At 39.8% G+C, this 13,338-nt stretch carries 9 protein-coding genes and 1 tRNA gene; 2 read left to right on the forward strand and 8 right to left on the reverse strand.

The window, feature by feature from the left end:
• Positions 1–639: 639 nt before the first annotated feature.
• Genes FS736_RS22420 through FS736_RS22430 form a run of 3 tightly spaced genes read right to left on the reverse strand, consistent with a single transcriptional unit; the run spans position 640 to position 2,675 of the window.
• Positions 640–1,194 carry a GNAT family N-acetyltransferase gene (locus FS736_RS22420; protein ID WP_144481353.1) on the reverse strand — a complete coding sequence of 185 codons (555 nt, stop codon included), beginning with the start codon at positions 1,192–1,194 and terminating at the stop codon, positions 640–642.
• Entirely contained in the window at positions 1,195–1,746 is a 552-nt protein-coding gene (locus FS736_RS22425) for a GNAT family N-acetyltransferase (RefSeq protein WP_144481354.1), read from the reverse strand.
• A 14-nt stretch (positions 1,747–1,760) separates the two neighbouring features.
• Positions 1,761–2,675, reverse strand: a complete 915-nt coding sequence (locus FS736_RS22430; protein ID WP_144481355.1) for a DMT family transporter — start codon at positions 2,673–2,675, stop codon at positions 1,761–1,763.
• 147 nt (positions 2,676–2,822) lie between these two features.
• Here FS736_RS22430 and FS736_RS22435 point away from each other — a divergent pair, with 147 nt between their 5' ends.
• Both FS736_RS22435 and FS736_RS22440 read left to right on the forward strand, forming a co-directional pair.
• Positions 2,823–3,518, forward strand: coding sequence for an MgtC/SapB family protein (locus FS736_RS22435; RefSeq protein WP_144481356.1), 696 nt, complete (start codon positions 2,823–2,825; stop codon positions 3,516–3,518).
• Positions 3,519–3,624: 106 nt separating this feature from the next.
• Positions 3,625–3,697: transfer RNA gene (locus tag FS736_RS22440), tRNA-Ala, on the forward strand.
• Positions 3,698–3,746: 49 nt separating this feature from the next.
• Here FS736_RS22440 and FS736_RS22445 read toward each other — a convergent pair.
• The 5 genes from FS736_RS22445 to FS736_RS22465 all read right to left on the reverse strand — a co-directional run bounded on the left by FS736_RS22445 (position 3,747) and on the right by FS736_RS22465 (position 13,309).
• A complete protein-coding gene (locus FS736_RS22445; protein ID WP_144481357.1) occupies positions 3,747–5,456 on the reverse strand; it encodes a glycoside hydrolase family 13 protein in 1,710 nt (569 codons plus the stop codon).
• Positions 5,435–7,768 carry a glycoside hydrolase family 31 protein gene (locus tag FS736_RS22450; protein WP_260983683.1) on the reverse strand — a complete coding sequence of 778 codons (2,334 nt, stop codon included), beginning with the start codon at positions 7,766–7,768 and terminating at the stop codon, positions 5,435–5,437. Before FS736_RS22450 ends, FS736_RS22445 begins: the two co-directional genes overlap by 22 nt.
• A gap of 18 nt (positions 7,769–7,786) precedes the next feature.
• Positions 7,787–11,191 carry a glycoside hydrolase family 31 protein gene (locus FS736_RS22455; RefSeq protein ID WP_144481359.1) on the reverse strand — a complete coding sequence of 1,135 codons (3,405 nt, stop codon included), beginning with the start codon at positions 11,189–11,191 and terminating at the stop codon, positions 7,787–7,789.
• Between the two features lie 66 nt (positions 11,192–11,257).
• Positions 11,258–12,532: an ABC transporter substrate-binding protein gene (locus FS736_RS22460; protein WP_395883844.1), complete on the reverse strand. Its 1,275-nt coding sequence runs from the start codon at positions 12,530–12,532 to the stop codon at positions 11,258–11,260.
• 15 nt (positions 12,533–12,547) lie between these two features.
• Positions 12,548–13,309, reverse strand: coding sequence for a carbohydrate ABC transporter permease (locus FS736_RS22465; protein ID WP_251009825.1), 762 nt, complete (start codon positions 13,307–13,309; stop codon positions 12,548–12,550).
• Positions 13,310–13,338: the final 29 nt, after the last annotated feature.

Here is a 13,338-nt window from a genome sequence, read left to right on the forward strand (position 1 = left end):
CCTGAGCCAGGATCAAACTCTCCAAGAAAGAGTTATGAGTTAGCTCATAAGTTAAAACGTTGGCTCATGTCTTCTATAATAGAAGCATGATAATTTATTGTTTGTTGACGCTTGTTTGTTTAGTTTTCAAAGAGCAAGTTGTTCAGTTTGTCGCCCAGAAGCGACTTTATTAATATAACATGCTGTCTTGTTATTGTCAACATTGTTTTTTGTTTTTCTATTTCACTAAAAACGATGTTGTTTTTGCCAATTCAGCGTTGTTTTTCTGAAGCGAGATTAAATATACCACGGATAAATTATGTTTGCAATATAATTTTAAAAGAATTTTTCACAACTCAATTATGGAATTCTGTTATCCAGGTTTCTTCTTAATTGAATGTTTTTATTAATATTTTTTTGTTCTTGCTCATATAATGCTTTGGACAAACTAAATAACAGAGGTGATCCTATTTGCTGCAATCAGTCGCACTTAATCTTTCACTACTGATGGCCATCTTTTTATTCAGTGTGGCCTACATTGAAGCTATAAAAATTGCTAACACTGAAGGAAGGGTTCATGGTGGAACCTTCATGTTCTCCACAATTTGCGCATTACTATTCTCAAGGTTCACATACCTATTCATTTAAAAAAATCCCCTCTCAGGGGATTTTTATGATTGACGCAATCGCTGCGTCCACGAAGCTGTCTTTATCAAACCATCGCTTTCGAAGCGTTCCTTCATATTCGAATCCACCTTTCTTCAACACCGCCCAGGATTGTTCATTTTGAGGATGGTACAATGCCTCTATTCGATTTAAACCCATTTCCCCAAATCCAAACTTCAATATCTCTTTCGTAATCTCCGGCATCATTCCTTTACCCCAGTAATCGGGATGAAGTTCGTAGCCTATTTCTGCTTTGAGGTGTTTAGCGTCAATTGCATGGAAACCACAAGTACCAACCAGGGTGCCTGTTTCTTTCAGCTCAGCACCCCAGCGGATTTGCCTTTTCTCTATATAGCCCTGGTTGAATTTCTCAATCAGCTCCAGAGCTTGCTGTCCTTGTGTAAAACTCTCAAGATTATAATATTTAGTCACAGGATCCTGCGAAAAATAACTGAAGATTTGTGGGGCATCTTCTATTTTGAGCTGTCTTAAATAAAACCTTTCCGTCTCCAACAAAGGAAATTGTTCAAACACACTCTCCAGCTCCATTTATCTTTCCCCTGACTGTTTTTCTATTACTGCCCGATGAAGTAATTTTAAGTCCTTCCATAGATAAGCTATTTCGGGATATTTTTTGCCTGCTATTTCGACTTCTTCTTCTCCTGCTTTTACTGGTTGGAGACTTTCATAAAACTTCCGGCTTTCATTTTCCTCAAGTACCCACACAAGCATGGCATCATATTTTTGCCCTAATAATTCCTCTAAACCAGCTTGAAGAAGCTTCAAACCAATTCGTTCTCTTTGGTACTTTTTCAGAAGGTAAATGGCATACAACTCCCCATCTGCCTCGAATTCGCCTGTCCTCTCTTTACCAAAAGATGCAAAGCCTACTATTTCTCCATCTGTAGTAACAGCAACATATACCGGGGAAGTTTCGGCGGTTTGTGTGATGCTCTTTTCCCATAAAGGCTGGCGATCCTCTGCCTTCAATGAATCAAGATACTCCTGGCTTACTATACCTTGATACGTTTCTTGCCAGCTTTTCACGTGAACCTTGGCAATGCCCTGAGCATCCCCAATCGCAGCTTTTCTGATTTCCATACCCTTATACACCCCTAACCTGAGATTGATTTTATCTCTGTCTGGTTCTTGATTTTCATTTTTCTTTCATCAACTAAAAATAAAGTTATACCAGCAATAACAATTAATCCTCCGATTACCTGGGTCAACATGACTTTTTCGCCAAGAAGGTAGAAGGCCAATAGAGTTGCACCTACTGGTTCAAACAAGATGGCCATTGAAATGACCGAAGCGCTGATCCATTTAACCGACCAGTTGAACAGGGTGTGGCCAAGCAAGGTCGGAATCAGTGCGAGGAGAATAAAATAAACCCAGTCACTAGCAGGGTACGGATAGAAGGATTCACCTACAGCTATTACATAGAAAAATAAAGTTATTGAACTGATGCTATAGACAATGAAGGTATAGGTGATCAGGGACATCCTCTTCCTCACTGTTTGGCCAAATAATAGATAAACAGTGACCAATGCGCAGGCTACAATAGCCAAAAAGTCTCCAAATAACGCACTGCCACTAACCTTAAAATCGCCCCAGCTAATGATGACACTCCCGCCGATGGCAATAATTCCACTTAGTATAGCTTTTAAAGATACACGCTCTTTAAAGAAAAAATACGCTCCTATAAATGCAAAAAGCGGCTGAAGTGTGACCAGGACGGTTGAACTCGCTACCGAAGTATAGTTTAGGGATTCGAACCAGAGGATAAAGTGAAAGGCTAGGAATATGCCGGCAATCCCGCTAAACATCCAATCCCGCATCGTAATAAGACGAAGCTCCGAAACATACTTTATAAGAAATACCGGTAGCATCAGCAAAACAGAAAAGAACAATCTGTAAAATGCAATGACACCGGAGGGTGCTGATGAAACTTTAACCAGAATGGCAGAGGTCGATACAGCCACTACACCGACTGCAACTGCCAGATATGGATTTAGTTTTGGTGATTCCATTTCCATTCTCCTTTAATATGAATTATATGTATTTTACAATGAAATCGAATTTTTAGCTTACCTTAAATGAAATTTAATCGCTATACCGTGTTTAATTCAGTATTTTTAGGGAAAGTAAATACATCTTATAAGGGGCAGGAGATTAGTATGCTTTCATCAATTGATATGGAAATTTTGCTTAAGCTTGGGATATCTGCTTTTCTGGGGCTTATAATCGGTCTCGAAAGGGAGATTAAAAGAAAACCGGTCGGTCTTAAAACGAGCTTAGTCATATCAATCGTCAGCTGTCTGTTGACGGTTGTATCAAGTGAATCAGCCTATATGTTTCCCGGGGATGAAGACGTCAATATCACGATGGATCCACTACGCCTGGCTGCCCAGATTGTCTCTGGTATTGGTTTCCTCGGTGCAGGGGTTATTTTACGAAGAGGGAATGATACCATTTCCGGTTTGACGACGGCAGCGATGATATGGGGTGCTGCAGGAATCGGAATCACAGTGGGTGCCGGATTTTACTGGGAAGCCATTGCTGGTGTAGCACTGCTGATTGTCAGTGTTGAATTCATCCCATTCCTTATGACCTTCATTGGTCCAAGGCAATTAAGGGAAAAAGAGATCCGGCTGCAGTTCAATGTTACTACGAGACAAAGCATTGCAGACATTATTACCAGGATCAAAGCGGAAAAAATCTCATTGAAAAATGTCCGCATTAAGGATCTTGCTGAAGGGAACCAGCTGGTTCAATTGATCGTAACCGTGGACTTCCGCAGAAAGACAACGGATGTATATGAGGCGGTGTCAGAAATTGATGGCATTAACAGGGTTGAGATTGAAGGATTATGAGAAAAGCCGCGGATGTGCGGCTTTTTTGCTTATTTCCGAAATTTTTGTCTTGCATGTCCATAAAGAAGGAGATATAATCTTTCTTGTACCTTATCTAAACAGATACGGGGGATTAGCTCAGCTGGGAGAGCGCAACGCTGGCAGCGTTGAGGTCAGGGGTTCGAGCCCCCTATTCTCCACTTACTAAAAAAGCTGCAAAACCAATTGGTTTTGCAGCTTTTTTAGTTATTAATTACCTTTTTGATAATAAACTAATGTTTCATATGGCCTTAACTTACCGTGTTCTACTTCTTTATAATTCTGTACAATCAATTCTGCTTGAGCAATTTCAGTTAAGAATACTTCTTCTTCAATAACAATTTCGTCTCTACTAAAATTACATAACACAACAACCTTTTCATTCTCACTTCTTCGCCCATATGCAAAAATCTTTGGATGATACTCAAATAATAGATTGAAGTCACCGGTTGTGATGACATCTAATTTCTTTCTAAGAGCAATTAAATGTTTATAGTGATAAAAAATAGACTCTTTATCTGCTAAAGTGGCTTCTACGTTAATTTCTTTATAGCGTGGATTTACTTTGATCCATGGAGTTCCTTTCGTGAACCCGCTATGAATTTGTTCGTTCCACTGCATAGGAGTCCGGGCGTTGTCCCTGCCTTTTACATAAATCGAGTTCATGATATCTTCTGTTGGAACTCCAAGAGAACGTTTTTCTCTGAACATATTTAATGTCTCGACGTCTTGATATTGTTCGATCGATTCAAACTTAACATTTGTCATTCCAATCTCTTCACCTTGATAAATATAAGGTGTCCCCTGCATCATGTGAAGGCAAGTCGCAAGCATTTTGGCAGATTCCATTCTGTACTCCTGGTCATCACCAAACCGGGAAACAATCCTTGGCTGGTCATGGTTATTCCAATACAAGCTATTCCAACCTGTGCCATGCAATTCAGTCTGCCACTTTGTCAGATTCTCCTTTAAATCCACCAGGTTCAAAGGTTTGAGATCCCATTTTTCAGCAGGACCACTATCTAAGCCCATGTGTTCAAAGGTAAAAATCATGTTAATTTCCTTATTTTCAGGATTTGTGTACATCACCGCATCTGCAGTACTCGCTCCCGGCATCTCTCCAACAGTCAAAATATCGTAGTGAGATAGAACTTTTTCATTCATCTCTCTCAAGTATTCATGAATCTTTGGTCCGTTTACGAAGTATGAACCTCCATCCCCATATATTGCACCCTCTTTAACCTCCCCATCTGGAAGACCAGGGACCTTAGAAATAAAGTTAATGACGTCCATACGAAAACCGTCTATGCCTTTATCAAGCCAAAATTTCATCATGGTGTAAATTTCATTCCTTAGAACTGGATTTTCCCAGTTCAAATCAGGCTGTTTTTTTGAAAAAAGATGCAGATAATATTCATTTGTATTTTCGTCATAATCCCAGGCCGGCCCACTAAAAATCGACCCCCAATTGTTCGGCTCTTTTCCGTTCTTTCCTGGCTTCCAAATATAATAGTCTCGATACGAATTATCCAGGCCTTTCTTCGATTCTACAAACCAGGAGTGTTCGTCAGAAGTATGATTCACTACTAAATCCATGATGATTTTCAATCCTCGTTGATGAGCAGCATCAAGAAGGTGATCCAAATCCTCCATCGTTCCAAATTCCTTCATGATTTGGTAGTAATCCCTTATGTCATAACCGTTATCGTCATTTGGAGAGTCATAGATAGGACTTAGCCAGATTACATCCACGCCAAGCTCCTTTAAGTAATCCAGCTTTTGGATAATCCCTTGCAGATCCCCAATACCATCCCCATTGGAATCATAAAAACTTCTAGGATAGATTTGATATACAATACTTTTTTTCCACCATTGTTGGTCATTCTTTACCTTTTCCACTACAGTATCTCGATTTTCCATTTCTCCGGCTCCCTTACTTCAGTTAAATTCTCAACCCTAACGTCTCCCGAGTAGCCATAAACCTTCATCCCTTTTACTTGGCTTTTCCATTGCTTATCTCCACTTATATTTACATTAACTTTTAGATACCCCTCATTCATTTCAGTTTGGAAATTTGTGATGGAATAATGACCATCTTTATAGCCAAGGGAACTTCCATCATCTTCATACAAACTGAACTTCCCTTTATCACCAGCATAAACTTCAATCTCAAGGATTTGATTTTCAGTTGTATTTTGAACCTCTGACCCCATAGGAAGAATGGTTCCTTCTTTTATAAAGATTGGGAGCTTATCTAACGCTGCTTCTATTAAGACATACTTTCCACCTTGATAGGATTCTTTAGTCCAGTAATCATACCAAACTCCCTCAGGAAGATAGATGGACCTATGGGTCGTACCTGGACGTAAAATAGGTGCAATCATGACATTGCTTCCCAGGAGGAACTGATCACTGATATTAAATGTAGTTTCATCCTCAGGATATTCCATCACAAGAGGACGAACGATTGGGACTCCCGTTTGGGATGACTCATGGAAAAGGGAATATAGATAAGGAAGCCACTTATATCTCAGCTTGATGTATTTTTTTACTATTTCAGTTGTGTCTTCACCAAAAACCCATGGCTCCTGTCGGATACTGTCCTGTACACTATGATTTCTGAAATAAGGCATGAAAGCCCCGACCTGTGTCCACCTGATCAACAATTCGGGTGTACAGTCAGAAGAGAAACCGCCAACATCCGCTCCAGTAAAAGCAACCCCTGATATGCCAAGATTCATGATCATTGGCAGTGACATTTCAAGATGCTCCCAGTGGCTTCGGTTATCTCCCGTCCAGACGGTGGCATACCTTTGGATACCCGCATAACCAGCACGGGTCAAAACGAAAGGACGTTTATCGGGAAGAAGCTCCGAAAGTCCTTCGGCAGTTGCTTTGCTCATGTAAAGTCCGTAGGTGTTGTGCATCTCCAAATGCGGTTTCAGTTCTCCATCCACATCATGCATCACATCGAGATCCATGGTCTTACTTTCATTGAAGACAGACGGTTCGTTCATATCATTCCAAATTCCTTCAATGCCGAAATCAGTATAGAATTTGTGCAAACTTCCCCACCAATTCCTTGCCTCAGAATTCATGAAGTCAGGAAATGCACTCGTTCCAGGCCAGACATCCCCATAATAAATCTGTCCATCAAGATACTTACAAAACAAGCCCTTGTTTACCCCTTCTGCGTACACAGGATACTGAACATCCTTTTTCACTCCTGGATCTACAATTGGCACAACCTTGATCCCGTTATTTAATAAGGTAGAGATTAGATTATCAGGTTGCGGAAAATGATCCTTATCAAAGGTAAATACTCGATAATCCCTCATATAATGGATGTCGAAAAATATACAATCCAATGGGATTCCTTCTTCTTTGAAACGATTAGCGACTGTAAGGACCTCTTCTTCTGATCGATAGCTATAGCGAGACTGATGATATCCAATCGCCCATTTGGGAGGTAGACTCATCTTTCCTGTCAGCTCGGTGTAAAGGGTGGTGATTTCCTTTAAGTTCTCACCAGCAAAAACGTAGAAGTCGAGTTGCCCACCACTGGCACTCATCCTGTATTTATTTGAGTAGGTCTGGGTATCAAATTGGGTTTTAAATGTATTATCAAAGAAAAGTCCATAAGATCTCTGCTTGTTATGAACAGCAAAATATGGGATAGATTGATACAACTCAACCGTGTCCTTATTGTGCGGTGCATAAACGTCCGTATTCCACATCGACAGTTTCGAACCTCTCTTATTGAGGAAGCCAGTCTTTTCCCCAAATCCATAAAAGACATCATCAGTCTCCATCAGTGCATCAAAAAAGACTTCACCATTGTTTTTATATAAAGCTGACGGACTCCCCGACTGGAAGATTGTTCTTTGGTCATTCGATATCTTTATTGTGAAACGATCTTTGGTTACCTCAACTTTTATCGTATCACAGGTGATCATTAATTGGTCATTGGTTTCCTCAAACGATGCCTCATGAGGAACTTGCTTAAGTGAAACAGCAATGCTCGATACCGAGTCTACTTTTCCAAATGGATTTATGATGATTCTAGGAATCTTTTTTTCAGCAAAATAAATCAAAAACTCACCATGCTCATTAGTGCCTGTTAACATATGATCTTTCCACGCGAAAGATTTGACTGACCCGACATGTAATTTAGGCTCGCCTTCGATCTTTTCCTGGGTTGGAAGGATAGCAAAACTAGTTGTATCTAACACATTCATTCCTCCATGTACTCAAGCTTTTTTCTTTCCGTTTACAAAAACAGCTTTTCCTTCTGAGTTAGCTTCATCAGGAAGATACACATCAAATTCTTCTGTTGGTCCACTTACTAAAATCTTCCATCTATCCGATTCTTCTGTGACTTCAACATCCCAATGATTATTCAGGTGGTCATTGATTCTTTCGGATAGTCCATCCTTCAAATAAATCCTTAATAATGGTCTGACATAACTGGAAATATCATTGGAAACCCAAGAACCTAATTGAAGCGTTTGATCCACATTTGTTAAAATTACGGCCCCTTCTTTTACGTAAACAGGAATATGGTCAAGTGGTGAATCAATCAATTCATAGGCAGGACCGATAATTCTTTTTCCGCTCCAGAAATCAAACCAAGTTCCTTCAGGGAAATAAACTTTTCTTGAAGTTGTACCTTCTTCTGTTACAGGAGCAACCAATAAAGAAGACCCAAAGTAATATTGGTCGAATACTCCTTCACCACGTTGATCTTCGGGGTTCTCCATAAATAAGGAGCGCATTAATGGAATTCCTGTTTCACTAGTTTTTCTTGCTTCGTTCCAAATGTAAGGGAGCAAGTTCATTCGGACATTGGCATAAAATCTATATCCCTCAATAGCAATTTTTTGATTGGTTCTCTCCGCAATATTCCATGGAGTGCGATCCTGATTAAACTCACCTTTGCTTTCAGCGTGATACTGCATGATTGGACAAAAGGCCGCCATGGCCGCAGATCTGACATACAATTCGGCCGTTGGAATATCACCATTGAATCCCGCTAAGTCCCAGCCCCAAAATGGAATTCCTGACATTCCAGAAGTGATACCTGCAGCCAAAGACCGCTTAAAGGCGTCAAAAGTCGATCTTTCATCCCCTGCCCAATGTGCCGGGAAGTTTTGGGCTCCCATATATCCGGCACGGCTAAAGGTCATTGCATCTCCGCTTTTAAAGTCATTTGCAAATTTGTAGTAAGCCCCTATATAATCATTTGGATACAAGTTGCGCATTTCGTCGCCGGTTTTCCCATCAGAAAACAGCAATTCGTCTCCGAACACGAACTCCCCACCATCTGTTTTGAAGCCATCCACTCCAATTTCAAGCAAATACTTCCGTTTGCTAAACCACCATTCTTTGGCTTCTTGATTTGAGAAGTCCATCAATAGACTTTCCTTAAACCAGCCTTCAGGCATCCTGTATGGAGCTTCGTCATTCTTTTTGACAACATATCCATTTTCCAGCATGTATTTTTCATCCGCATCTTTTTGTGGATGCGTTTGCCTGTTCAAGTATTTTTTAATCGGAATCTGCCATAGAAGAACTTTCAACCCGTTATCATGCAGGTATTCAAACAATCCCTTCGGATCCGGCCATCGTCCCCATTCAGGAAACTCCATTTCGCTGTAGGTATGACTTTCTCCATTACCTTTCACCTCATATTGGGCATCATTGAACATGTAATAAGTGGCTTCATCACTCCACTGTTCTAAGACTAGAACAGTCGCTGGTATCTGATATTCGTTTGTTTTCTCAACTTCTGAACGGGTCAGACTGTCCCTGTCCCAGTTATTGCTCGACATCCAAGGTCCAAATGCCCAAACAGGTGGTAACACTGGTTTGCCGGTTTTCGAAGTGTAGGATTCAATCACTTCTTTTGGTGTTCCTAAGAATGCCGTAATGGAGGTGCTTTGTTCTTTTTCTGACATCCTTATCTTAATAGACATGGCATCCTTCAATGAGTGAGCGATGTCAAAATGGGTGTACCTGTTAGTATTAACCACCAAGCCATATCCAAGGGAACTAATGTAAAAAGGAACCGGCATATAAGTCCTTGTACCCTGATCGCGATACTGGTTATAAACATAGCAATCAATGATATTCCCTCGCTGCTCAACAGCATTATATCTCTCACCGAATCCATAAAAGCTTTCGTTCAACGGTGTATGAAAATTAAGCTTTAAATCTCTTATTTGCCGATTCTTATCAGTCGTACATTCAATAAAGGAAAGGAAATCATGTGATTCTAAAAGTGTTTTGTTGGCATCTTTTATGCAAATAAAAAATGGATTTAACTTCAAGTCAACAGTAAATTCTTGATTCATGGATCTAAGGGAAAGAGCTTCATATTCTTCCTGGAGAAATTCTTGATTAATATTAGAATCAATATTGATATAAAACTGGTCTTCAGTGAAGCCCAGATTGACCTGTAGTGAAAAATCATCTTCATCTTTCGCTAACAAGACTACTTCACTCTCAGCCTTTTCAAATAAGCGGAATTCATTTAGTACCCGACGTTTTAGAGGTGTGATTGGAAACCGCTCTGATTGCACCTTAAGGCCCTCGCCTTTATAAGCGGAGAATTGATAACTGAATTCCTCTTCCTGGGTCAGGGGTTCGATAGTTCCAGTCCAAATGTAAACTTTTTTATCCTCAAGATATTTTCTGGTCAACTCTTTTGTTTTTACAGTTTCACCGCTAGCTGAGTTTAAAGTTAATAAAACCGAATCTACTTCGCCTTCAGGCCATACCTGGCATGCTACTGTTATTGGCTCTTCGGTTGTCGGATGATGTGGACTTCGTTCTGTAAGTTGCGGTTCGTAAATGTTATGATTGCCAAAGGGTGTATGTACTATTTTGTACTCTTCTATTGAATCAACCTTATAGTGTTCTATCATTTCAATAATCACTTTTCCAAGCTCGGATTCCTCTGTCGACTCTTTTCCAATCAAGCTTTGTGCCAAATTTAAATAGGTATTCGCTTTTTCATAGTTGCCCTTTTCCAGAAAATATAATGACAAAAGCGCAGTTGCTGAAGAAGATTCTTTCTTACCTTCAATCGTTTTTAGTGCCCCTGTATTATTCACTAACTTCCTTTCGATTTGGCCAACTGCTTCTACCACAATTAAGTCCTCAGGAGAAAACAATCCATATGGCATAACTGCAGTAAGCATATCCAATGAAATTTGCCGTTCATTCACCGCATTAAGCAACATACCCCCAGAAAGTAGAGAGTCAAAAACAAAATCTCTGATTTCTGTGATTGTTTTTTGGAGTTCATATTGCTGGAGATTATTTTTGGATTGAGTTAATGCCGTATACACCATTGCAATGTTCGAAACATGAATATCTTTCTTGCCGTCTCCCCAGATACGTTCTAAAGGTTTTCTCCAATTATCCTGGAGAAACGTTAAGTAAGGTTGAACATTAACTTCTTTCAAGTTCTCACTATTTGTCTCTTTTAAATGGTTCTGCACATTCCATAGCCAGGTAGCAATAAGGTGTATACTGTCCTTATCAAGTTGAGGTTTATGATTAAGAAGAATTCTTTCCGAGGATGGATAATCATTATTTAACTGGTATACATGAGCTTTAAGCAGCTTGCTGTACATTGCTTTTGAATCCATGTCTCTCTCCCCTTATGTTAGAAGAGAAGGATATGAGGATGCCCAGATATCCTTCTCCAGATTTGATTACTTCAACTTCTCTAATTCTCCCTGCATAACTTTCAATGCTTCTTCAGGGCTCTTTTTACCATTCACCACATTTTCTAGTTCCTTTGTAATCAGGTCACTCATTTTACTCCAATCCTCAATTACTGGAGGTAAAACCAGCGTATCCAGTGCTTCAAAAATAACTTCCCTGCTTTCTGGAGGAGTTTGTTCCAGATAAGGCTTTAAGATTTCTTCATTCGTGATTGCTGGAAGTTCCCATGAACTTGCAATTCGAATTTCTGCGGCTTCGTCACTAGCGCTCATGAAGCGTGCAAATTTATAAGCAGCGTTTTGAGCATCTGAGTCCTTTGAAACTGCTAATCCATTTGCGAAGAAGTGGTGTGCCTTTTGAGTATTACCTGCTTCAAGTGCAATATCCCATTTGAATGGTGCATCTTTAAAAGCGGATAACATCCAGATTCCAGTGTGCAGGATCCCGATTTGACCATTTTTAAATAAATCCTCTGGCGACTGGCCTGATAGATCTCCTACAGAAGGAGTTACTTTATATTTGTTCACCTTATCAACCATGTATTGAAGTGCTTCTGCATTTTCAGGGCTATCGATTGTTACTTCTGATTTGTCTTCATTGAATACAGATCCACCATTCTGAGCAATCACTTTATAGAATTCATGGAACTGAATCGGTGCATAAGTACCCCAGATCTTTTCATCCTTGTTTGTGAGCTTTTGCGCTGCTGCTAATTCATCTTCCCATGTCCATTCTGCAGTTGGATAATCCACTTTTGCTTTATCAAACAAGTCTTTATTGTAGAAAGTAACAACGTTTGAGAAGCTTTCCACCATACCATATTGCTTTCCTTCGTATTGATAAGCTTTATATGCTTCTTGATTTAATTTAGATGGATCAAAGTCTTTATCTTCTTCAATGTATTTAGACAGGTCCGCTAAAGCTCCCTTTGAGGCATAACTAACGAAGTTTTCATAGTTAAGCTCGAATACATCCGGTGCTTTCCCGCCAGCAATCATGGTTTGCAGCTTTGTGAAATAATCATCATAAGCAGCAATCTCATAATCTACTTTTACATTTGGATTTTGCTTTTCAAAAGCACTGATCATGTCTTGTAGGTCTTTTTCATGGTCAGTACCTGGTGAAAAGGTAAAGTAATTGATTGTTACCGTTTCATCTTTGTTACCTCCAGAGCTTTTTTCCGAATCAGAACATCCTGCCAATACAGTAAAAGTAAGCATAAATAGTAGAACAATAGCCGAAATAAGCCTTTTCTGAGTCATTCTAATTCCCCCTTATTATTCTTTCATTCCACTCATTGTCATTCCTTGAATAAAGTACTTCTGCGCAAATAGATAGACTGCAAGTATTGGCAAAACACTAATGACTACACCTGCCATCATCATGTTCCAATTCGTTTCCCACCTCCCTTGCAGTAGAGATAATCCTAGCGGCAAAGTAGCAAAGCTTTTATCATTAATTACAATAAGTGGCCATAAGTAATTGTTCCAAGATTGCATGAATGAAAAGATGCCTAACGTCGCGAGTGTTGGTTTAGATAACGGCATGATTACACGCCAGAATATTGAAAAATGGTTGGCACCATCCATGAAGGCTGCCTCTTCAAGTTCCTTCGGAATCGACAAGAACGCCTGCCTTAACAAAAAGGTTCCAAAAACACTAAACAATCCAGGGACGATCAATGCCTGATATGTATCAAGCCATCCAAAGTTTTTCATTAAAATAAACTGGGGTATCATGGTGACCTGTGCTGGAACCATCATTGTTGCCAGGTATAATAGGAAAAGTTTATCCCTGCCCCAAAATTGCATCCTGGCAAACGCATAAGCTGCCATAGAACATAAAAGCAGCTGGCCTAAAGTAGTGAGAACCGCCACTAACAAGGAGTTTCCTAAAAAGTGAAGCATTGGGAATGCCCCAGTCACATCCTTATAGTTTTGAAAGGTTGCATGATCAGGGATAAACTGTGGTGGAAAGACCATTGTTGCTCCTTGATTCTTTAATGAAGTCGAAATCATCCATAGAAAAGGAAGCAGCATAGCGATTGCACCTAAGATCAAAACGATGT

This window comes from Cytobacillus oceanisediminis 2691, assembly GCF_007678455.1.
Classification (GTDB): domain Bacteria; phylum Bacillota; class Bacilli; order Bacillales; family Cytobacillaceae; genus Mesobacillus; species Mesobacillus oceanisediminis_A.